15 protein-coding genes are annotated in these 22,310 nt (G+C 62.8%); 5 read left to right on the top strand and 10 right to left on the bottom strand.

Annotated features, from left to right (window positions below; translation table 11 throughout):
* Window positions 1-6 precede the first annotated feature (6 nt).
* The 3 genes from Y88_RS02345 to Y88_RS02335 form a co-directional block, all read right to left on the bottom strand.
* A complete protein-coding gene (locus tag Y88_RS02345) occupies window positions 7-546 on the bottom strand; it encodes a peroxiredoxin (protein WP_008065891.1) in 540 nt (179 codons plus the stop codon).
* A gap of 44 nt (window positions 547-590) precedes the next feature.
* On the bottom strand, window positions 591-3,116 hold the full coding sequence (locus Y88_RS02340) for a penicillin-binding protein 1A (protein ID WP_008065890.1): 2,526 nt from the start codon (window positions 3,114-3,116) through the stop codon (window positions 591-593).
* A gap of 116 nt (window positions 3,117-3,232) precedes the next feature.
* The gene (locus tag Y88_RS02335; protein WP_008065889.1) at window positions 3,233-4,174 is read right to left on the bottom strand and encodes an N-acetylmuramoyl-L-alanine amidase family protein; all 942 of its coding nucleotides are present in this window, start codon (window positions 4,172-4,174) and stop codon (window positions 3,233-3,235) included.
* A 712-nt stretch (window positions 4,175-4,886) separates the two neighbouring features.
* On the opposite strand from Y88_RS02335, the gene Y88_RS02330 reads away from it, so the two are divergent.
* The 5 genes from Y88_RS02330 to zapE all read left to right on the top strand — a co-directional run bounded on the left by Y88_RS02330 (window position 4,887) and on the right by zapE (window position 11,306).
* Window positions 4,887-7,685 carry a ribonuclease E/G gene (locus Y88_RS02330; RefSeq protein ID WP_018075229.1) on the top strand — a complete coding sequence of 933 codons (2,799 nt, stop codon included), beginning with the start codon at window positions 4,887-4,889 and terminating at the stop codon, window positions 7,683-7,685.
* Window positions 7,686-7,797: 112 nt separating this feature from the next.
* Window positions 7,798-8,616 (top strand): nitrilase-related carbon-nitrogen hydrolase, encoded by an 819-nt coding sequence (locus Y88_RS02325; RefSeq protein ID WP_008065886.1) that lies wholly within the window; start codon window positions 7,798-7,800, stop codon window positions 8,614-8,616.
* Between the two features lie 273 nt (window positions 8,617-8,889).
* On the top strand, window positions 8,890-9,672 hold the full coding sequence (locus Y88_RS02320; protein ID WP_018075230.1) for a succinate dehydrogenase iron-sulfur subunit: 783 nt from the start codon (window positions 8,890-8,892) through the stop codon (window positions 9,670-9,672).
* Window positions 9,673-9,694: 22 nt separating this feature from the next.
* The gene (locus Y88_RS02315) at window positions 9,695-10,165 is read left to right on the top strand and encodes a PaaI family thioesterase (protein WP_018075231.1); all 471 of its coding nucleotides are present in this window, start codon (window positions 9,695-9,697) and stop codon (window positions 10,163-10,165) included.
* Window positions 10,166-10,175: 10 nt separating this feature from the next.
* Window positions 10,176-11,306, top strand: a complete 1,131-nt coding sequence (gene zapE / locus Y88_RS02310; protein ID WP_008065883.1) for a cell division protein ZapE — start codon at window positions 10,176-10,178, stop codon at window positions 11,304-11,306.
* A gap of 748 nt (window positions 11,307-12,054) precedes the next feature.
* Here zapE and Y88_RS19100 read toward each other — a convergent pair.
* From Y88_RS19100 to Y88_RS02275, 7 genes are all read right to left on the bottom strand, one after another.
* Window positions 12,055-14,319, bottom strand: a complete 2,265-nt coding sequence (locus tag Y88_RS19100) for an EAL domain-containing protein (protein ID WP_157132569.1) — start codon at window positions 14,317-14,319, stop codon at window positions 12,055-12,057.
* 146 nt (window positions 14,320-14,465) lie between these two features.
* Window positions 14,466-16,361: an XrtA/PEP-CTERM system amidotransferase gene (locus Y88_RS02300; protein ID WP_008065881.1), complete on the bottom strand. Its 1,896-nt coding sequence runs from the start codon at window positions 16,359-16,361 to the stop codon at window positions 14,466-14,468.
* Window positions 16,362-16,374: 13 nt separating this feature from the next.
* Window positions 16,375-17,925 (bottom strand): exosortase A, encoded by a 1,551-nt coding sequence (xrtA, locus tag Y88_RS02295; RefSeq protein WP_232280887.1) that lies wholly within the window; start codon window positions 17,923-17,925, stop codon window positions 16,375-16,377.
* Complete coding sequence (locus Y88_RS02290; protein WP_211207058.1) at window positions 17,915-19,144, bottom strand: TIGR03087 family PEP-CTERM/XrtA system glycosyltransferase; 1,230 nt, start codon at window positions 19,142-19,144, stop codon at window positions 17,915-17,917. Before Y88_RS02290 ends, xrtA begins: the two co-directional genes overlap by 11 nt.
* A gap of 11 nt (window positions 19,145-19,155) precedes the next feature.
* Window positions 19,156-20,217 (bottom strand): FemAB family XrtA/PEP-CTERM system-associated protein, encoded by a 1,062-nt coding sequence (locus tag Y88_RS02285; protein ID WP_008065877.1) that lies wholly within the window; start codon window positions 20,215-20,217, stop codon window positions 19,156-19,158.
* Window positions 20,214-21,068, bottom strand: a complete 855-nt coding sequence (locus Y88_RS02280; protein WP_018075234.1) for an XrtA system polysaccharide deacetylase — start codon at window positions 21,066-21,068, stop codon at window positions 20,214-20,216. The genes Y88_RS02285 and Y88_RS02280 overlap by 4 nt, the downstream gene beginning before the upstream one ends.
* 25 nt (window positions 21,069-21,093) lie before the next feature.
* Complete coding sequence (locus tag Y88_RS02275; RefSeq protein ID WP_008065873.1) at window positions 21,094-22,308, bottom strand: XrtA/PEP-CTERM system-associated ATPase; 1,215 nt, start codon at window positions 22,306-22,308, stop codon at window positions 21,094-21,096.
* Window positions 22,309-22,310: the final 2 nt, after the last annotated feature.

The following is a 22,310-nucleotide window of genomic DNA, read 5'->3' as shown; positions in this document are numbered from 1 at the left end:
CGGACATCAGTGGCGAGCGGAAAGTTTGCGCACCGCCTCCAGCGTCAATTCGACATGGCCGCGATAATCCATGTCCGAATGGACCAGAACGATCCGCCCCTTGCGATCGATCACGTAACTCGTCCGCTTGGCAAGCCCGCTGGTTCCAAGAGCGACGTCGTAGGCCTTGATGATGGCGGGACTGGCCGAAGCGACCGGAAACTTGTCGCGGCATTCTTCGCTCGAAAACTTGCGCAAGGTCTCGCCCTGATCGTTCGACATCCCGATCACGCTGGCTCCCGCCTTGGCAAAGTCAGCCGTCGCCTCGGCAAAGGCATGGGCTTCGAGCGTGCATCCGGGCGTGAAAGCCTTGGGGTAGAAATAGAGCACCACCGGCCCCTTCTCCAGCAAGTGCTTGAGCGAGACGGAGAAGGGCTTCCCACCGAGCGCCCCCTCGGTCGTGAAATCAGGAGCCCGGGCACCCACGGCAAGTTCCGCATGGGCACACAGCGGCGACAAAAGGGCCGCAGTGGCGGCAAGAGCGGCGAAGAAGCGATGTGGGATCATGGACGAAACAGTATCACACCCCGCCCGCCTCTCAAGCAGCAACCTCAGTCGCCGCCATCCTCGACGACATCACCTTCACCAGTGGTATCCTCGACCGCCGCTGCGCCGCCATACCGCGCAGCCCGCGCCTTACGCAGAGCGTCGAGCACGGCTTCCCGCGTCGAGATCTGAAGGTCACGACTGGTCCGGCGCGGTTCGCTGTCAGGTTTGAACGCTTCCCAGATAATCCCGGCCTTGGGCTCGCGGTCCGCAGGGGTACCTTCGAATACCCGCTTGCCCGACACGCGGTCGATCTTGACCATGCGAACGCCCTCGGGGGCCGCGAAGGGAACATCCTTCCACTTGTCGCGCGTTGCCTGAACGAACTGCTTGAAGACCGGCGCGGCGATGCGCCCGCCCTGGGCATAGCCGCCCAGACTGCGCGGCTGGTCATAGCCGAGATAGACACCCGCCACGATCTGCGGCGAGCCACCGACGAACCAGACGTTGGTCGGACCCGAAGTCGTGCCCGTCTTGCCGAAAAGCGGAAGGTCGAGATCACGCAGGCTGGCCGCAGTACCGCGCACCACCACGCCTTCGAGCATGTGAACGACCTGATAAGCGGTCCGCGAGTCCAGCGCCTGTCGTCCGGTCGGCTTGAAGCGCGGCATCGGACGGCCGTCCCACTGCGCCATGCTGCACGTGTCGCAAGCCCGGCGATCGGCGCGCCAGATCACCTTGCCGTTGCGATCCTGCACGAAGTCGATCAGCGTCTGATCATGCAGGCGCCCGTGGTCAGCAAGCGTCGAATAGGCATTGACCATCCGCGCGACGGTCGTGTCCCCAGCCCCCAGCGCGATCGAGAGATAGGGCGAATAATTACCGATCCCGACCGAACGGATCGTGCGCACGACTTTGTCCATGCCGATGTCATTGGCGATGCGCACGGTCATCAGGTTGCGCGACTGTTCCAGGCCCCAACGCATCGTATGACTGCCCGAAGCGCCTTCGTCGCCGAAATTGCGGAAGCATTTCTGCCCTAGCGCCGCCCCCTGATAGACGCAGAACGTCCCGTCGAGGACCATCGTCGTGGGCGTCATGCCATTGTCGAGCGCAGTTGCGTAGACAAACGGCTTGATCGTCGAACCCGGCTGGCGATTGGCTTGCGTCGCGCGATTGAACGACCCCAAACGCGCGTCGAAACCTCCCTGCATGGCAAGGACGCGACCGAACTCGGGCGCCTGAACGACCATGCCGCCGGACACTTCGGGAATGACCTTGAGCACCCAGCCGCTGCCGCTCGGCGCCACGGCAACCACGTCACCGGGCTTCACCCCGTCGGCAAGGCCATAGACATTGCCGGTCGTATTGTCGGCAAAACCGATCGTGCCCGACCCGCCCGACTTTTCGACGATCACGCCGACACGCCAGTCGAGATAACGGATCGACAGATTGCTGCCGACGAGTTGTTCCTGCCAATGCGCCGGATCGACAGTCGCGATCGGTCCATGCCAGCCACGCCCGGCGGCATAGCGCAAAAGCCCTGCCCGCAATGCATCCTGTGCCGCACTCTGCAGACGGGTGTCGAGCGAAGTGCGCACCCACAGGCCACCGGCATAGACGCTGTTGGGCCCTTTGTCGGCGTTTTCGCCGAACTGGTCGATCAACTGGCGCCGCACTTCTTCAAGGAAGTAGCCTGCGTCAGCGGTGTAACTGTCGGCCCTGCGCACCACCAGTCCGAGCGGCTGCGCCTTGGCCTCGGCGGCTTGCCCAGGCGTCGCCCAACCGTTCTTGACCATCTGGTCGAGCACCCAATTGCGACGGACGAGCGCCTTTTCGACATTGCGGGCCCGGCCATAGGTTTCCGGAGCCTTGGGCAGAATGGCGAGGAACGCCATCTCGTTCAGCTTGAGATCGCCCACATCCTTGTCGAAATAGGCGCGCGAGGCAGCCTGAACGCCAAAGCTCTGGCGACCGAGCGGGATCTCGTTGAGGTAGAGCTCGAGAATCTGCTCCTTGGACAGAACGGATTCGATCCGCATCGCAAGAACCATTTCCTTGAGCTTGCGCGTGATCGAATATTCGTTTCCGATCAAAAGGTTCTTGGCCACCTGTTGGGTAATCGTCGAGCCGCCGCGCGCGCGCGATCCGGTCCCGTACTTGGTGACATAATCGACCACCGCTCCGGCAAGCCCGGTGATGTCGACCCCGTGATGCTGAAAGAACGACTTGTCCTCCGCCGAAAGAAAGGCGTGGATCAGCGGTTCGGGAAAATCGACATAACGCAGCTGCACGCGCCGCTCGCGCGCATAGGACGAAACGATCTCGCCATCCGCGCCGCGCACCATCGTCGGCAAGGGCGGCTGATAGGACAGCAGCTTGTCGGTATCCGGAAGCGTGCGGATCAGCGCGAACCAGATGACGCCGTAAAGCGCGACAAGCACCACGACCATGACCAGGATGCGCCGCAGCCAGCGCCCGCGCAGCATCCGTCCGGCAAAACCGGCGGCCTCGCGGCGGATGCGGTAAGAGGCGGAACCGTCATGGGAGGGCTCACCGGAATTGTCTTCGGGCTGGATATCGTCGGCCATTGTGGCGGCGCCTTAGCACGCGGGCACGGCGCAGCGCCAGAGCACTCGCCGCGTCCCGGAACGGGTCACAGGCAACATCAGGTCACGGGCAACATCGGGTCATTGACAAGATCGGGTCACTGGACACCCGCCCGGCTTTCCTGCCGCGCCAGAAAGATCTCGACCGCCTGCGCCACCGCATGCCCGAAACCCTCGCGCCAGGTCCGCGTGGTCATTGCGCGGGCATCCTCGGGATTGCTGACATAGCCCGCCTCCAACAAGGCGGACGGCAAATCCAGCGACTTGAGAACGACGAAAGCCGCTTCGCGCAAGGGCGGGTCGCGGAAACGGAAATGCCCCTGACCTTCCCGCTCGACGAGTTCGCCAAAGGCGCGCGAAGTGTCCCGCATATGCTGGCGAGAAAGATCGACAAGGAAGTCCGATACTGCCCCGCCCTTGCCGTCGAGCGAGACCCCGTTCACGGTATCGACCTTGTTTTCACGGGCCGCCAAAGCATCGGCCAGTGCGTCGGACCCCTTGTTGGAAAGGGTGTAGACCGTCGCCCCGGCAGCATCGGGACTGTCCGCCGCATCGGCATGGATCGACAGGAAAAGATCGGCGTGCAGGCGGCCTGCGATCCCCGACCGCTCTTGCAGCGCCAGAAAGCGATCGTCGTCGCGGGTCATGGCAACCCGCACGCGCCCATCGGCGAGCAAGGCATCACGCACCGCCCGGGCCAGCGCAAGCGTCACGACTTTTTCGTGGATACCGTCCGGGCCGCTGGCCCCTGGATCATGCCCGCCGTGCCCGGCATCGATCACAACGAGCGGGCGGCTCGCGTCGGCAGGCCCCTCGATCCGGGGCAGGCCGATCGCACGCGTGCCGTCGGGAAGCGCAATCCGCACGACATAGACAGGGCGCGCCAGGCGCGAGGCGATCTCCGCCCGCATGAACAGGACAAGGCAGAGCAAGGGCACGAGAAACCCTGCAACGACCAGCAAGACGCGAAGGCGCGCGCCACCGGCACGGCTTTCCCGCTCCGCTTCGGCAAGGCAGATCGAATTCCCGGAATCACTCATGCTCTCGTCGGAATTGTCTCGGCGCGCCCGGCTCACTCCACCCCTACCCTTGCATGACGGGCATGCCGCCTCTCTCTTCGCAACCGGCCTATGCATCGCGATACAGCTGAGCGCAAAGACTTCATTGCACTCGGGCGTTCAACAATCGGGAGCAAGAAAGGTGGCAAAATACCGTCGCTGCGGCCCGAACCCCTGCAATTGTTTTAATTGCCGCTTTGCAATTGCAATGCTAGCACCCCACATACCGGAGAATGCCAGCACCGGCACCAGCCGCCCCGTTGCCGCAGGATGCGCCCTTTTCGAAAGAAGCGGCGCAGGGAGCGTGGGGCGACATGAGAAGGCCCGTTGGCAGGAAAAGCCGGACAAGAACGCGGGGAAAGCCGACAGGTTTCCTGCCCCTCACCCGCGCCAGAGGTTGATGCCGTGATGATGAGCCGACTTTCCATGCTGCCGAAGCGCCCCACCGGGGCCCTTCTGCGCTGGGCGTTCGGCGCGCGCCTTTCGCCGCGCAACGTCATCGAGGCAGATGCACACCAACCGCCGCCGAGCGGCGAGCAGACCGGGCGAAATCCCGTGCTCCGAACCGGCAAACCCCAATTCGCGACGCGCCCCGCAGGCAGGACACCTTGCCCGGACGGCGATCGCGCCATCGCAATGACCCGCGCCCAGTTCCCGGGATACGTCCCGCGGCCGCGCGGCTGGAGATTAATTGATGACCACGCGCATGCTTATCGATGCGCGCCACCAGGAAGAAACCCGGGTGGCGGTGCTCAAGGGCAACCGGATTGAAGAGTTCGATTTCGAGTCCTCCGATCACAAGCAGATCAAGGGCAACATCTACCTTGCCAAGGTAACCCGCGTCGAACCGTCGCTTCAGGCGGCTTTCGTCGATTTCGGCGGTAATCGGCACGGATTTCTCGCTTTCAGCGAAATTCACCCCGATTATTACCAGATTCCCAAGGAAGATCGCGAGGCGCTGCTGGCCGAAGAAGCCAGCCACGCCGAAGCCGAAGCAGCCTTGCGGGCTGCCGACGAAGATGACGAGGACGACTTTGCCGAAGGCGATGCCTTCGACGACGGCGAAGGCGTGACCGAAGTCGACGGCACCGAAAAGGACCAGGTCGCCACGATCGAGGGCGGCGTGATCGAAAACGGCGATGATGCCGAAGAAGCTGCCACCGAGGAAGGCGAGGAAAGCGACGACGGACGCCGTCGTGGTCGTGGCCGCCGCCGTCAGGGCCGCGCCCAGACCAAGGAAGCCGACGAGCTGCGGGCACGTCGCCTTGCCCTGCGCCGCCGTTACAAGATCCAGGACGTGATCCAGCGTCGCCAGGTCCTGCTGGTCCAAGTGGTCAAGGAAGAGCGCGGCAACAAGGGTGCAGCGCTCACCACTTATCTCAGCCTTGCCGGGCGCTATTGCGTGCTCATGCCCAATTCGAGCCATGGCGGCGGCATCAGCCGCAAGATCAACTCGGCGGCCGACCGCAAGCGGCTGAAGACGATCATTTCCGAGCTCGAACTGCCCAAATCGATGAGCTGCATCGTCCGCACAGCCGGGCTGCAGCGCACGAAGCCGGAAATCAAGCGCGACTTCGATTACCTCGCCCGCCTGTGGGACGAGATCCGCGAACGCACGCTTCATTCGAGCGCACCCGCGCTCATCCATTCGGACAGCGACCTGATCAAGCGCGCGATCCGCGACATCTATAACCGCGAAATCGAGGAAGTCGTGGTCGAAGGCGAAGCGGGCTATCGCGCCGCCAAGGATTTCATGAAGCTGCTGATGCCCAGCCACGCCAAGCGGGTGAAGCAGTACGTCGATCCCGTTCCGCTGTTCCAGCGGTACGGTGCGGAAGACCAACTGACCGCAATGTACGATCCGGTCGTGCAGCTGCGCAGCGGCGGCTATCTGGTCATCAACCCGACCGAAGCACTGGTGTCGATCGACATCAACTCGGGCCGTTCGACCAAGGAACACGGGATCGAAGCCACCGCGCTTTCGACCAATCTGGAAGCTGCCCGTGAAATCGCCCGCCAGTTGCGCCTGCGCGACATGGCCGGACTGGTCGTCATCGACTTCATCGACATGGAATACGGATCGAACATCCGCAAGGTCGAGAAGGCGATGAAGGAAGCGCTCAAAGACGACCGCGCCCGCATTCAGGTCGGTCGCATTTCCGGCTTCGGCCTGATGGAAATGAGCCGCCAGCGCCTGCGCACCGGCGTTCTTGAAGCGACGACCCGTGCCTGCCCGCATTGCGACGGATCGGGGCTTGTCCGCACGGCATCCTCGGCCGGGCTTTCGGCCCTGCGCATGATCGAGGATGAAGCCGCCAAGGGACGCGGCAGCATCGTCACGCTTTACGCCAGCCAGGAAGCGGCAATCTACGTCCTCAACGCCAAGCGCGGCGACCTTGCCGAGATCGAGGACCGCTACGGCGTCACCGTCGAAGTGATCCCCGAAGGCGAGAACGAAGGCGCCAAGATGCGCGTTGCCTCGCGCGGGCCGAAGCCGGAATTCACGCCGCGCTTTGAACCGATCGTGGAACTGGTCGAAGAAGACGTCGCCGACGAGGAAGACGAATCCGACGTCGACGCCGAGGACAACGACGACGAACGCGGCGAGAGCCGCGACGGCGACAACGGCGAAGGCTCCGGCCGTCGCAAGCGCCGCCGCCGCCGCCGTGGCCGCAACCGCGACCGCCGCGAGGATGGCACACCCGAAGGCAGCGAAACCGACGATGCCGACGGCTCCGATGAAGGCGACGAAGCGGGCGAAGACGCCGGTGACGATACCGAAACCGGTGCATCAGCCGAAGGCGAGAGCGCCAGTGACGGTGAAAACGGCGGCGAAGGCCGTCGCAAGCGCCGTCGCCGCAACCGTCGCCGTCGCGGCAATCGCGAAGGCCTGCCCGCCGGTGAAGAAAGCGCCGAGGGCGAGGACGCTGGCGAGTACGAAAGCGACGACGCGAACGGTGACGCCGACGAAAGTCCGGCAGCCGAGGTCGCAACGACCGAAGCCGTGGCAGTGGAAGTCGTTGTCGCGCCTGTCGAAGCGGAAGTCGCCCCGGCGACCGAGGCAGCGCCCGAGCCCGTCGTCAGCGAGCCCGAAGCTCCGGCCAAGCCCAAGCGCACCCGCCGCAAGAAGGCGGAAACCGTGACGGCAGAACCGGCTCCGGAAGCAGCGCCAGAAGCAGCGGTTGCCGAACCCGAAGCGACTGTCGAAGCTCCGGCCAAGCCCAAGCGCACCCGCCGCAAGAAGGCCGACATCGAAGCCGCAGCAGCAGCCGAGGCCGCAGAAGCCCCGGCCGAAGCCCCCGCCAAGCCGAAGCGTACGCGCCGCAAGAAGGCCGACATCGAAGCTGCAGCAGCAGCCGAGGCTCCGGTCGAAGTCGTGGCCGAACCTGTGGCAGCGGTCGAAGCACCCGCCGAAGCCTCTGCCGAAAGCGCAGGCGAAGACGATAACCAGCAGCCGCGTCGCGGCTGGTGGCAGCGGACCTTCGGCGTCTGACACTCCTTGATCCGAGCCCTTTTACCGAACACCTCGGTAAAAGGGCTCGGTCCTTCCGCAAACTCTTGCGAAGGAATTTGGCGGCTCTGCGACATCGGGATAATCTCGCCCCATGTCCGACATGTCCCCTTCCCCCCTTTCCATCGCGATCTGGCAGCAACCGGGCCTTTGCGGCGCACCCGACCAGATGATCGACCGCCTCGAGACGCTGCTCGAGAATGGCGAAGCGGGCCACCCTGACCTCCTCCTGCTTCCCGAGCTTTGGACCAGCGGCTATTTCGATGCCCCTGCCGTCGCTTCGGCGAGCGAACCGCGTGACGGGCCCTGGCAGACCCGCATCGCAGCCCTTGCCCGACGCCATCATCTTGCCATCGCTTACGGCTACCCTGAAAGTGCGGACGGCGATCGCTACAATGCAGCCATCCTCATAGGGCCGGATGGCGAAACTCTGCTCGAATACCGCAAGGTCAACCTCTGGGGCGATTACGAACGCGACCTGTTCCAATCGGGCGATCACCCAAGCGGCCTTGCAATGCTCAATGGCTGGCGGATCGGATTTTCGATCTGCTACGATACCGAATATCCGGAAACCCTCCGCGACCTCGCCTTGCGCGGCGCCGATATCGTGCTTGCGCCAACCGCAGTGGGTGCGGAATTTCCCCTTGTTGCCGAAGCGGTGATCCGCGTCCGGGCCCTCGAAAACGGCGTGTGGCTCGCCTTTGCCAACCGCTCAGGCGACGAACGGGGATACCGTTTCGACGGGCAGTCGACGATTGTCGGCCCTGACGGGATCGTTCGGGCCCGCGCGGAAACGGATGACGCGATCATCCATGCACGGATCGACCGGGCCGCCATCGCTGCGGCGCGCAAAAGCACACCCTATCTCGACGACAGGCGATGGGCGGCCCCGATCCTTCCGACCCCGGCCTGATCCCGGTTTTGCCCGTCGGTTTCAGCGTCTCAGACCAAATGGTGTGCATGCATGCACCAAGAGCCCCTTGCCCCGCGCGTCGGTTACGCTAAGGACGACTCAGTTGTTAGCGCGCGCGAGATGACCCCGTGCGTGCAGACGAATGCGAATGACAGTTAGTCAGATACGACTCCCCCGCGCGTCGGCCAATTTCGGCCTGTAGCGCCAAGCCGACCGGATTTGCGCGGACGGCATGGACCCGGGGTTGGCGGATCGTCGAAGAAGGGTTTGGACATGGCGACTTTCACGCTTCCGAAGAATTCCAAGATCACCGGCCAGTCGCGTCATCACCCCGCGACGACCAACGGTCGCATCCGGAAGTTCAAGGTCTATCGTTACGACCCTGACAGCGGTGAGAACCCCCGCTACGACACGTTCGAGATCGATCTCGACCAGTGCGGCCCGATGGTTCTCGACGCGCTCATCAAGATGAAGTCGGAACTCGATCCGTCGCTGACCTTCCGCCGTTCGTGCCGTGAAGGCATCTGCGGTTCGTGCGCGATGAACCTCAACGGTCGCAACGGGCTTGCCTGCACGACCGCGATCGAAGACCTCAAGGGTGAAATCCGCATCACCCCTCTGCCGCACATGCAGGTGATCAAGGACCTTGTTCCCGACTTCACCCATTTCTATGCGCAGTACGCATCGATCCGTCCCTGGCTGCAAACCGTTTCGCCCACGCCCTCGGGCAAGGAACGCCTCCAGTCGCCTGAACAGCGCGAAAAGCTCGACGGCCTTTACGAGTGCATCCTGTGCGCCTGCTGCTCGACCTCGTGCCCGAGCTACTGGTGGAATTCCGACCGTTTCCTCGGCCCTGCCATCCTGCTGCAGGCCTATCGCTGGCTGGCTGACAGCCGCGACGAAATGACCGGGGAGCGTCTGGACGAACTCGAAGACCCGTTCCGCCTCTATCGCTGCCACACGATCATGAACTGCGCCAACGTCTGCCCCAAGGGCCTGTCGCCGGCGCGCGCAATCGCCGAAATCAAGAAGATGCAGGCCGAACGCGCGATCTGATCGCATTTCCCGGTTCCCTGTCGTGACCACATCAGGCACCGGTTTCATCTACGAGCCAGCCGCGGATCATCCCGGCTGGCATTCGTGGAATTTGGCCGACCAGACTCGCTTCAACGCGCAGGTCATGGGTCGGATGCTGGTCCGCAAGGAAGAGACACCCGCAGGAACCCCTGCCGTCCGCCTGCGAATGCTACCCGAACGCCGCCACAGCAACCTGCTCGATGCAGTTCATGGCGGCGTCACTCTCGCGCTGATCGATATTGCCCTTTTCGCGGGCATGCGGCTGATCCTCGATGGGGATGCGGCCGGTTCGGTCACGCTGGACCTTTCCACACAATTCATCGGTGCCGGGCGTGTCGGCGAACCCCTTGACGCTGTCAGCGAAGTGCTGCGCGAAACCAAGAGGCTCGTCTTCGTACGCGGGATCGTCGAACAGGAAGGCCATCTGGTCGCCGCGTTCCACGGCACCGTGCGCAAGCCTTCCGGACGTTGAGACACCACACATGCGCGTTGCCGACCGTTATGCCCAACTCGTCGCTGCCGGAGAGCTTCGCCCGGATCCCGAACAGGCCGCCGCAGCCGCGCGCCTCGATCGCCTGCAACAGGAATTGGAACATCCCGTTCCTGCCACCAGCCTCGTAGGACGCCTGTTCGGACGCAAACCCGCTCCCTCGCCCCGCGGCGTCTACATGTGGGGCAGCGTCGGCCGCGGCAAGTCAATGTTGATGGACCTGTTCCACGACAACCTTGCCGTCACGGCCAAGCACCGGGTCCACTTTCACGAGTTCATGCTCGACGTGCATGCGCGGCTGCGGGAAGAGCGCAAGAAGGAAGGCGGCGACCCCATCCTTCCCGTCGCCGCCGCGATCGCTGCGGAAACGCGCGTCCTGGCTTTCGACGAAATGGTCGTGAACAACAGTGCCGACGCCATGATCATGAGCCGCCTGTTCACGGCCTTGATCGTCCAGCACGACGTAACCATCGTCACCACGTCCAACCGCGCGCCCCGCGACCTTTACAAGAACGGGCTCAACCGCGAGCATTTCCTGCCCTTCATCGCCCTGATCGAAGAACGGCTCGACGTCCTGACGCTCAACGGCCCCACGGACTATCGTATGGACCGCATGCAGGGGGTCGGCACCTGGCACACTCCGGTCGGCCCGGAAGCTACTGAAAAGGTTCGTGAGGCCTTTTTCCGCCTGACCGACTATCCGCCCGAAGACAGCGCCAATGTCCCCTCGGCCGAGCTCGATGTCGGCGGCGGGCGCATGCTTCACGTCCCCAAGAGCCTGAAAGGCGTCGGCGTTTTCAGCTTCAAGCGCCTTTGCGGCGAAGCCCGCGGCGCCTCGGACTATCTTGCCATCGCGCGGAAGTATCACACGGTCATCGTCGTCGCGATCCCCATGCTCGGGCCTGAACGGCGCAACGAAACCATGCGCTTCATCACCCTGATCGACGCGCTTTATGAGCACAAGGTCAAGCTGATCGCGACGGCTGCAGCCGAACCGGCAAACCTTTACGATCACAGCGGCGGCGGCGATGACGAAGGTCGCTTTGCCTTTGACCGCACGGTCAGCCGACTGATGGAAATGCAGAGCCAGGATTACCTCGCTCTCGGTCACGGCGAAGACTGACCTTCCTGCCGTCGCTGATGACTGCATCCTCGGACATGAAGACCGAGGATAGCACCCCTGCGCACCCTGCGATCGGACACCACAGCCACCATAGCGACTCGAACTGGGACACCATTCGGAGCGCAAAAAGAAAGAAGCCCATGCAATGCATGGGCTTCTGTTCTCCGCTCTTGTGCGGCTGACAAATCCGCCTGTTTCCAAGCGCTTGCCATCAATTCCTTCAGCACGAAAGTGCTTTTGTGATCAGAAAAAGAGCCACTTCCACATTTGAATTTCCTCCATCCACCGTGAGGACCTTTCAATATCACTAACGCCAATGGTTAACAAGAAGTTACCTTCCTGCTGAAGGTCGCATGCCTGCACACGCAATCGTATCCAGGACGCTTCGAGACGGTGCCGCATTCAGCGACCCGAATGCAGAGAACCGCCATTTCAGATGAGGAAATCCGCCACTTTAACTACGGCTGGCGGTCATGGAGAGGGGCGCCGGTGGCTCGCATCGGGCAAAATGCAAGGAGCGACGAGCGTACCAATTCGAGACTCATCGGCTGCCCCCAATTGCGCGCAGCACGTGGGAGGAGCGTTTCAGCACCCACAGCCGACATCCCGAACCTTATGATTCGGAGAGAAATATTCGATTCAAGAGGAAGAAGGCGTATCCCGTGGACTTGCGGAGGAGATGACGGAATTCGAACTCGACAATCACGAGCCCACTCCGCCCCCCGCTCCTCAGCAACTATCGGGAAAATCAGACTCCCCGAAGTCTCGCCATCCGACTGGCATCGTAATGGCGTTCGAACCCAGCGAACGCCTCTGGCTTGCCGAGATAATACCCCTGAGCATGATCGCAACCGAGATCCCTAAGCAGAGCCAGTGTCGAGGCATCCTCGATACCCTCGGCAACCACGGTCTGGCCAAGCGCATGGGCGAGCTGGATCGTGCTGGCAACGATCGCCCGATCGCGGTCGCTTTCGATGATCCGAGCGACGAAGCGACGGTCGATCTTGATCTCGTCGCTCGGCAAATCCGCCAGATAGGCAAGACTGGCCTCTCCCGTGCCGAAGTCGTCGATCGAAAGCAGGAAGCCCATCTTGCGCAGTTGGCTCAGGTTATGGAAGGCGGCCGCGCGATTGCCAAGGCTGGCAGTTTCGGTAACCTCGATCGTGATCAGGCCCGGATCGATCTTTCGGCGGGACACGATATCCGAGAAGTTCCGCACGAGGTCCGGCTTGTCGACCATCTGGGCCGAGAGATTGACGCTCATCTGAAGCCGCTCGCCCTTCGCGTTGATCGCGAGGGCTGCAGTAATTGCATTTTCGAGCACCCAATACGTCAAGGCATCGATCCGCCCTGCCCGCTCGGCCTGCAAAATGAAGGCATTGGGTGCGATCGGACCGCGCGTCGGATGATTCCAGCGGATCAGCGCCTCGGCACCACAGATACGCCCGGACCCAATGTCGTACTGCGGCTGGAAAGCGAGCCAGATGTCGCCGTTGCGTAAACCTTCGTCGATGCGCGCGTGCAGCGACAGCTCCCACGGCGCCTCGACCAGGCGATGAGCTTCGAACAGTTCGATCGCCCGTCCATTGGCGAGCGCCTCGTTCGCGCTCGCAAGCGCGCTGTTCACCCGGGTAGGCGCATCGACACCTTCATTTCGATCCACGCCGAAATGGATATTGGTATCGAACGTGTGTGGGCCGATCTGCAGCGGCGTTGCGAAGAGTGCGCGCAGCCCCTCCAGGTGGCTGAGCTGCATGTCAAGCGGGCGCGCTTCCTCGGTCCAGGCAAAGTGACCACCGTCGGAATGGTAGATGGTCTCGCTACCCGATCCCACCGAGATACGTCGCGCGATCTGCTTGGCACATTCTCCGTGGAGATCGTGAGGCAAGGTCGCCAACATCTCTTCATATCGGGCAACCACCGCAACGATCACATCGCGCCCGACCGGAAGCGTGCTGGCGGAAAGGGCCAGCATGTTCGGGAGCCCTGACACGCTCGTATGCTGAATACGACGTGTGCGTTTTTGCCAAAGACGGACTGCAGCAAACACAAACACGCAGATCATTGCCGTATCTGGATAGGAAACCAAACCTTCCCAGCGCAAAATGACCGGCAGCAGGAATACTACACCAAGCACGCCCACATAAGCACACAGCTTAATCCAGGCATTTCTCGAAGCATGCCCAATAATAAGGGAAATAAATGCAATTGATAATACAAAAATCCCACTCAAATTAAATGAGAATGGCCTCCTAAGTGCAGAAACTCCCGCAATGTCAAAATATACGGGCGACGCAAGCCTGTGTCCAAAATACCCATATGAAACACCCTGCTCAGATGCCGACAACCCAGAAGCAGATAAAATTACCTTCTTGCCATCCAATGACGAGAGGGGCGTTCGTCCGGATAAAATCGAAGACGCAGAAATCTTCGACACCTGCAACGGATCAACAGAAAAATCTGGAAAATATTGGGATTGAAATCCAGCCCTTCTCCCCGAAAGCTCAGAACTTAAACTTGGATATTCGACACCATCAACTTCTACAGAATATGTTCCACGTTGAACAAAATATACAAAATCAACAATCCAAGTCGAAATCACAATGGGGTGATTTCCAACTTCCCACTTTTCCGGGAACTCAAATGCATCTCTATCAAAGCGGTCCGGCTTTTTTCCGCGAACCACGAAAGATGCGTTACGGGGTAGCTTGGCGAACGCAGCGCGAAGCACATTAACATCAGTTCGGCTCGCCGGATTAGTTCTGAAATCGACAAACAGGCGTGCGATTTTTGCCTGACTCACAAGGTTGAGAAGACGCGCCTGCGCCCCCACACCCTGATCTGCAATATCGTCAACATCCACGATAACAATATCGCTTGGCGCAGGATTCTGCCAAAGCTTGTAGACGACGTTCCAGTACATGTGAGCCAATGGCTCGCTCGCTCCCGGCACAGCCTGAGCAAGCGCTAGAAGCAGCGCCAGCCACAGGGGTGATCTCAGGAGTTTCCGCATCGGTGTTTCGCGCCAGTCCTCTTCACTGGACGGATTAATCCGAATTGGTTGACATCCCCTTACTCCGGTTACCGACTATCAACCAAGAGAACCTTTGCCAAACTGCGAAAATTACCAATTCATGGACACGCCAGTAGGCATTCCCGTCAGGCCGCGGAAAGGTGAACAAGGCTCTTTTCGAGCATCAGCAATTGCCAAAGCGAACGGCTCGTATCAGCCTGCCCCGACTGGTGCGCATCGATCAGGGCGGCGATGGCATTCATGTCGAACCAACCGGTTCTTGCCAGCACGCCGTCGCGAACGATGGCGCGGGCGCTGTCGGCCAGAGGTCCCCGGAACCACGCCGCAATCGGCGTGACAAAACCCATTTTCGGGCGGAACAGGATGTCTTCGGGCAGATAGCGCCGCATCACGTCCTTGAGCAGCCACTTGCCGGTCATGCCTCGCACGCGCAGCCCCTCGGGAAGGCGAGCTGCAAATTCGATCAGGCGATGATCCAGCAAAGGTTCGCGGGCCTCCAGACTGACCGCCATGCTCGTGCGGTCCGTCTTGGTCAGGATGTCGCCCGGCAGATAGAACTTGAGATCGGCATATTGCGCCCGGTCGAGGCCGCTGCGCGCAGGCGCGCGCCGCATCAGCTCGACAAAAGGCGTCTCTGCCCGATAATCGCCGCGCAACCGACGGAAATCGGGTGAGTAGAGCACATCGCGGACTTCGGCCTGCGTCATCGTCAGGGCACGCGCATAGCCCTCCTCGCTGCTGCGCGACAGGCTGAGCAGTGTCGCCCGCGCCCGCAAGGGGCGCGGGGCCCAGGCGAGCGGCGGATAGGCCGCCCCCAGAGCACCGAACAAAGGCCCCCGCACGGCCTGCGGCAACCAGTCACGCAACTGGCTTTCTCGATGCTGAAACGCTTGCCGCCGATAACCGGCAAAGGCCTCGTCCGCTCCGTCACCCGACAGCGCCACGGTCACATGTTCGCGTGCCAGTTGGCACACCCGCCATGTCGGCAAGGCCGAAGCATCGGCGAAGGGTTCATCGAACATTGCAGCCAGACGATCGATCATCGCAAAATCGTCGGTTCCGACGGTGCGCGCGTAATGTTCGGTGTGGAACTGCTCGGCGATCCGGCTCGCGTACCCGGTTTCATCGAGCGCCGAGACATCGAACCCGATCGAACAGGTCTTGACCGGCTCCCGGCTGGCCTCCGCCATCAGCGCAACCACACTGGAACTGTCGACCCCGCCGGACAGGAATGCCCCCAGAGGAACGTCAGCCGTCATCCGGGACGTGACCGCATCCCGCAAGCGGTGCAACAGTTCGGCGCCGAGATCGGCGGCACCTGCCCGCGACCGCTCGGAAAAGTCGACATCCCACCATTGCACCGGTGCCGAGGCGCGCACATCATGGCGCAGCAAACGATAGTGCCCGGCCGGAAGCTTCTCCACACCCCGGATGATCGAGCGATGATCGGGAACATAGCCCCAGGCCATGAAGTCCTCCACCGCGAGCGGATCGATATCTCTCCGCAACGAAGGATGGGCCAGCAACTGCTTGAGTTCGGAGGCAAATATCAGGCTGCCGTCGGGCAAGGTCGCCGTGATCAACGGCTTTACCCCCAGCCGGTCACGCGCCAGCAACAAGGTCTTTTGCCGAAGATCGTAAAGCGCGAAGGCAAACATGCCGTGGAGCCGGGAAAGGCAGTCGACGCCCCAATGCTGCCACGCGGCAATGATGACTTCGCTGTCCCCGTCGGTATGGAAAACCGCGCCTTTCGCCTGCAATTCCCGACGCAACTCACGGAAATTATAGATTTCTCCGTTGAAGACGAGCATCACGGAGCCATCGCTCGATGCCATCGGCTGCGGCGATCCGGCAAGGTCGATGATCGCCAGACGCAAGTGTCCGAGCCCCACCCCCGGCGCTGTCCAGGTACCCCGGCCATCGGGACCGCGATGGGGCGCTGCTGCCAGCATGCGCTCGATCCGTGCCGGATCGACGGGCTTCTGGCCTTCGCAATGAAAAATCCCGGCGATGCCGCACATGGCGCGCCCCTTCCTATCGCTGTCCGGACAGGTGGTCCATCCATGCATCGACCGGCCCGGTCGCGGCGAGGAAGGCCCGGATCGCGACGACCGGATCGGCCGCGCCCCTGTCGCTTGCCGATACGATTAGAGTCGATGTCGCACGACGCCGCAACAGCAGATGATCGGCCATGACATGCAGCCTCAGGGCAAGGTTGCTGCCGTTTAGCAGCTCGCCACTCCTGTACCAGGTGACGCACCAGCGATGCTCGGGGCCAGGCGCCTGAACGATGTCGCTCTTGCCCGTGCCGAATGCGGGCCCCGCGCGCTCCCAGGCCCATCGGGTATTGGGCGGCAAGGCGCCCTGCCCGAACCCTCCAGCCTCGCGTCCTTCCCCCTGCCGGTCATAAAGCGCAAAGGAAACGTCCACCGCCTGCCCCGCCGCGTTCCGATAAGTCAGGCGCAAACGACGATCCGCGCCCCCGTGCAAGGGAAGCCAGACTGAGCCCCCTGCCGGTGCGACGCGTTGCCATCCCGGCACCGTCGGCGCGCCCAGCCGTTCCGGCAGAGGCGCCGCGAGTGCTTCGGCCATGGCACCCCAGCCAAGGAACAACCCGGCAATCGTTACCAGAAGACCAAGTCCGACCATCGGGCCTGTCGAGAATGCCTTGAGACGACACACCAACGGGCATCGCGCAATCGCCTCGGGATTGATCATCGGTGCGTGGATCGGACGGTCGAAGAACCGCCAGCCCACAGCCATGCACAAGCCCATGACCACCGCGAAAAAGACCCAGCCGTAAAAGACGTGATCGAACCCGGAAGCAAAGGCGATCCCGTACCACCCCGCGATCCAGATCGTGCCGAACGCCCTTGCCCCGTTTGCAAGGACCGGAACGACAAGCGAGACGGCCATGAAAGCCGCCCGCCGTTGCCAGCGCAGAAAGCACACATTGGCGACAAGCGCGCCATAGGCAATCATCGCGATCAGGAACTTCACCCCCGAACACGCCTCGGCGACTTCGAAATAGCCTGCGGGCGTCGTGATGAAGACCCCGTCGATCGCAGCGGGGATATGGGCCATGCCAAGGAAGATCATGGTGATCTTCGCGGTCAGTGTCTGCAGGAACGGGATCATCTCGTCCCCGACGGGAACGAGGAACAGCATGTAGAACAAGGGGAACAAGAGTCCCGCGACAACCTCTGGCCCCATGACCACGGCAAGCGAAGCCTGCGCCATGACCACCACGCCCAGTTGTCGGGCAAGCGACAAGCCCGCAAAATCGCCGAGCAGCCAAAAGAACCCTGCGCCCGCAAAAACCACGAGCCCGGGCCACCAGGTCTGCGGCGACAGGCGCAGAACTTCCTCGCGCCGCTGCGCAACCAGCCAGGCGAGGATGGGGGGAACGAGCAGGATATGGTTGTAGGTCGAACTGCCCCACCACTGACCGACCATGTCGCGCCAGTCACCGAAGAACAGAAGCCCCAGCATGGCCCACGACAGGGCAAGGCGCGCAAGCGCACCACGCCAGAGCGGCGACAACGACCGCAACGCGGCAGGAGACCCGAATGCCTCAGGCTGCATCGGCCCACCCCATCACACGGGGAAGATCGGCCAGCGCGCATTGCCAGTTCGCCTGTTCGCGAACCAGACTTTGCGCAGCGCCACCCATCGCGCTTGCCCGTGCAGGATCGGCAATCAGCTCGATCGTCCGGGCAGCCAGAGCCGCCGCAGTATCTGCAACGGCAAAATGCACGCCGTCCTGCGCCGGTATTCCCGTCGCCGCACCCGAGGTCAGCACGACCGCGCGCGCCATGGCCATGGCTTCGAGCACCTTGTTCTGTACCCCGCGTGCAATGCGCAAGGGTGCGACGACAACGTCCGCACCGGCAAGCCACGGGCGCACATCGGGCACGGTTCCGGTCACCCGGGTGCCGTTCCGTCCTTCCAGAGCACGGACTTCGGGCGTCGGCGAGCGCCCGACGACATGGAACCGCGCATCGGGATAACGCCCGACGATCATCGGCATGACTTCTTCGGCGAAGAAGCGCACCGCTTCGACATTGGGAGCGTAATCCATCTGCCCGGTGAAGACGATATGCGGCCCGCCCGTGCCAAGGCCGGGAGCGGGCAAACGGTTGTCTGCGGAAAAGGCGTCGGCGTCGATGCCGTTGCGCATGACTTCGACCGAAACCCCGACCGGATCGGACAGGCGCGACAGGAACAGCTGTCGTTCGTCGGCCGTCACGAACAGGGAAACATCCGCGCGATGGGCAACGCATTCCTCATAGCGGGAGAGCAGGACGTTTTCGCGACGGTAAAGCCAGCGCAGCGGGAGCGATCCCGCGCCGTCGGCATAGGCCGCGAACTTGGCGGAATCGACGTCGACGAAATCCATGACCACCCGTCCGCGAAAGTCGCGCGGCACATATTGCGCCATCTGCCCGGAAAACACGAAGATCGCCTCGATCGGACGGGTCGCGATCAGCTTGCGCACCCAGCGGTCGAGCTTGCGCGAGGAAAAGGCAACCACACTGACCGGCAGGCCGGTCACGAGTGCCATCATGCCCGCAATCGGCAGGGTCTTTGCGCGTGGAGCCAGGAAATGGCTTGCCGAAACTCGGGCCAGAACGGGTTCGTGAGCCAGATCGGCTTCGCCCTCGATCAGGCAGCCGACATGGACTCGCGCCCGTTCCGAAAGCGCGTGCAGGATGTGCCACGACCGGATGCGATCCCCGCGATCGGGCGGATAAGGCATGCGATGGGCCAGAAACAGAACTTCGCCGACCGGTTGCGTCGTCATGGCATTCCCGTTCACGCCAGCCCGTTGGCGATGAAGGGGCCAAGCACATTGGCGATCGGCAGCGGCAGTTTCTGCCACAAACGTATCCGCGCCTGATATTTGGGGCTGAGCGGATTGACGTCGCGCGGAGACATGCCGTCGGCCGTCCAATGCGCATAGGCAAGCGGGTCGGGCACGAACCCCCAGTTCCGCTTGAAATGATAGGCGCCGCTGTCGGTCTTGGAGCGACCGAAATCGAAGCGGTCGCAGCCCCGGCGGCGGGCATGGCACATCAGCGCATAATACATGACGTCATTGGCGCGCAGGGCCCGCGCGGCAAAGATTCCGCCCCCCCAATAGGGCATCACCGCACCGCGATGGTAAAGGCTGAGCACCGAGGCTACCGGCTGTCCATCGGCAAGGACGGTCAGAATGTCCGCGTCCTCGCCAAAAGCGTCGAGCACGGCCTCGAACAAGGCGCGTGGAAAAACCGGAGTGCCAAGATTGCGGACGGACTGGGCATAGACCGCGTAATGCATGGCGCGATCCTCTGCCCCGCTTCCGACGCGAATGTCCATCGCATGGGCAAGGCCCTTGCGCACTTCGGCGCGTTGCTTGCGTGGAACCGCCACCAACTGCGCTTCGTCGTCGGGCGCCAGCGGGCACACGAAACCGGCATGACTACCCGTCTTGGCATGCCACCCTTCTACCGAGGGCAAGGGACCGCCCCGCAATTCGACCGTTGGACAAGACAGTCGCAAGGCGAGTTCACTTGCGCCCTGTGCCAGCGCGTCGACATGGACGGCATCGCCGACGACCCCGCCGCCGACCGCAAAGCCGGTCGATACCAAGGCCCGCCCGAACAGTGGCGAATGCACGGCATGAAGCGGCAGAAGCGCGCCGATTCCTTCATCGTGCTCGACCATCAGGACATGAGTGCGATGACCGCTCGCCCGCTCGACCGCTTCGAGCCATTCCAGCCGATGAAAGGCCGTCGCGTCCGGCGCTTGGGCAAGAAAACGCGCGATTGCGCCGCGATCCCCGGCATCGGCAAGGCGCACCTGCGAGCGCACGGGCATGCTGTGCACGGTCATGCGAGGCGCTCCGCCTCGATTGCGGCCAGACGATCCATGCGTCCCCACGGAAAATCGGAAAGCAGGCGCTTGAGCTTCCCCGCCATCGCGTCGAGCCGGGTGTAATGGCGCAAGCGCGAGCGCAGCGGCGCATCGGCGACACGCGGTTGGCCGGGGTCGATTTCCCACGGGTGGAAATAGGTCAGCGCAGGATGTCCGGCGCGATTGACCTGCCCGATGGCCCAACGCGACACCGCATAAGGCAGGAGACGAAAGAAACCGCCTCCACCCGCCGCCATGCGACGTCCGGCCAACTCGGCCGTCGTGACCGGAATTTCGACCAGATCGGCCCCGGCAACCGGACGGAAGGCAAAGCGCGGAGCCTCGCGCCAGCCATAGTGGTCGTGATGAATCGGCGCGACACTGGAGGAATAGCGATAGCCCTGCTCGGCCAGCACTTCATGAGCCCAGGGCGTGCGCGCATCGATCGAGAAACTCGGCGCGCGATAGCCGATGACCGCGCAACCGGTAATGTCCTGCAACACGTCGCGAGCGCGGATCAGGTCGTGCGCAAAACCGTCGCGATCGAAAGTGAAGACCCGCGCATGGTCCCAGCCGTGGCTGGCGATCTCGTGCCCCTCGCCCGCGATCCGGCGCATCATCGACGGGCACCGTTGCGCCACCCAACCCAGCGTGAAGAACGTTCCCTTCACGCCCGCGTCGGCGAACATACGCAAGATGACGTCGCAATTGCGCTCGACTCTAAGGTCGAGGCGGTCCCAGTCCGCGCGATCGATCACATGCTCGAACGCGCCGACCTGAAACCAGTCCTCGACATCGACCGACAGGCCGTTGACGGGTGCTGGCGGCATCACCGAAGCCCCTTCATCGTTTGCGTCAGGCCGCGCGAGCCGTCGCGTTTTCGCTTTCCAGCCACTCGATCAGCATGGTGAGGACATGGCGGATCGCCTCGTTCTGATCGCTGGTCCGCGTTTCGAGCGATTCGATACGGCGCGTGAGATCGACGATCGCGGCAAGCAGGGGTTCGAGATCGGGCTCGGGCGGGCTGGCCACTGCTTCGGAAGGGCGCATTTCGGCCAGTTCCATGACGGCCTGCTGCAATTCGGCGATCTGTTCGTCGCGCTGGGCAAGGACGCGGGTCAGTTCTGCCGCGATCATCACCTGGAGTTCAGGGCTTGCAGCTTCGACCGCAACGGCGGCCGCCGCATTGGACGAGGGTTCCGGCGCGGCTTCGTCCACATGCCCCGGCGATGAAGCCTCGACCACGCCCTCGTCGCCGGCGAGATCAGCGATCACTTCCTCGAGCATGTCGACGTCGAGCATGTCCGCCTTTTCGACCGATCCAAGCAGGAGCAGCCGATTGACGAGCTGGTTGATCCGGCGCGGCACGGCGCCGCTCGCTTCGGCAAGGCGCTCATAGACGCCCGGCCCGAACGCGGGACGCCCGCTCCAGCCGACATGCTTGAGCCGGTGTTCGACATAGGGGCCGACTTCATCGGCTTCCATCGCTTCGAGATGGTGCGTCGCGATCACCCGCTGGCGCAGCTGTTCAAGCGCGGGTTCGGCCAGAAGCTCGCGAAATTCGGGCTGCCCGAGCAGGACGATCTGAAGCAGCGGGTGCGAGCCGAGATGGAAGTTCGACAGCATCCGCAATTCTTCGAGCGCCTGGATCGAAAGATTCTGCGCCTCGTCCACGATCAAGAGCGAACGGCGTCCGGCGCGGGCTTCTTCCTGCAGGAATTCCTCGAGCATGCCGAGCACGGCGGCCTTATCGAGCGCGGCTTCGGCCGAAGGGGCAACGATACCGAAAGCCTGCGCTGCCAGCCGGACCAGTTCATTGGCATCGAGACGGCTGGTAACGATCTGGGCGGCGGTCAACCGCTGGCGATCGATCGAGGCCACAAGGTGGGCCGCCAGCGTCGACTTGCCCGCACCGACTTCGCCGGTGATGACGATGAAGCCCTCCCCCTGCGCAAGACCATAGCCGAGATAGGACAGCGCCTTGCGATGCGTGAGGCTCTCGAAATAGAATTCCGGGTCGGGGGCAAGCTGGAACGGGCGTCCGCTGAAGCCATAGAATTGATCGTACATCG

Source organism: Novosphingobium nitrogenifigens DSM 19370 (genome assembly GCF_000192575.1).
Taxonomy (GTDB): Bacteria; Pseudomonadota; Alphaproteobacteria; order Sphingomonadales; family Sphingomonadaceae; genus Novosphingobium; species Novosphingobium nitrogenifigens.
Note: the sequence above shows the minus strand (reverse complement) of the source record. Positions and strands in the feature narration are given on the sequence as shown.

Coding starts and splice junctions, on each gene's coding strand:
- xrtA (WP_232280887.1), bottom strand. CDS start 17,925: ATGCAGCCTGAGGCATTCGGGTCTCCTGCCGCGTTGCGGTCGTTGTCG.
- Y88_RS02335 (WP_008065889.1), bottom strand. CDS start 4,174: ATGAGTGATTCCGGGAATTCGATCTGCCTTGCCGAAGCGGAGCGGGAA.
- Y88_RS02320 (WP_018075230.1), top strand. CDS start 8,890: ATGGCGACTTTCACGCTTCCGAAGAATTCCAAGATCACCGGCCAGTCG.
- Y88_RS02290 (WP_211207058.1), bottom strand. CDS start 19,144: ATGACGACGCAACCGGTCGGCGAAGTTCTGTTTCTGGCCCATCGCATG.
- Y88_RS02340 (WP_008065890.1), bottom strand. CDS start 3,116: ATGGCCGACGATATCCAGCCCGAAGACAATTCCGGTGAGCCCTCCCAT.
- Y88_RS02280 (WP_018075234.1), bottom strand. CDS start 21,068: ATGCCGCCAGCACCCGTCAACGGCCTGTCGGTCGATGTCGAGGACTGG.
- Y88_RS02285 (WP_008065877.1), bottom strand. CDS start 20,217: ATGACCGTGCACAGCATGCCCGTGCGCTCGCAGGTGCGCCTTGCCGAT.
- Y88_RS02325 (WP_008065886.1), top strand. CDS start 7,798: ATGTCCGACATGTCCCCTTCCCCCCTTTCCATCGCGATCTGGCAGCAA.
- Y88_RS02345 (WP_008065891.1), bottom strand. CDS start 546: ATGATCCCACATCGCTTCTTCGCCGCTCTTGCCGCCACTGCGGCCCTT.
- Y88_RS02275 (WP_008065873.1), bottom strand. CDS start 22,308: ATGTACGATCAATTCTATGGCTTCAGCGGACGCCCGTTCCAGCTTGCC.
- Y88_RS02330 (WP_018075229.1), top strand. CDS start 4,887: ATGACCACGCGCATGCTTATCGATGCGCGCCACCAGGAAGAAACCCGG.
- zapE (WP_008065883.1), top strand. CDS start 10,176: ATGCGCGTTGCCGACCGTTATGCCCAACTCGTCGCTGCCGGAGAGCTT.
- Y88_RS02300 (WP_008065881.1), bottom strand. CDS start 16,361: ATGTGCGGCATCGCCGGGATTTTTCATTGCGAAGGCCAGAAGCCCGTC.
- Y88_RS19100 (WP_157132569.1), bottom strand. CDS start 14,319: ATGCGGAAACTCCTGAGATCACCCCTGTGGCTGGCGCTGCTTCTAGCG.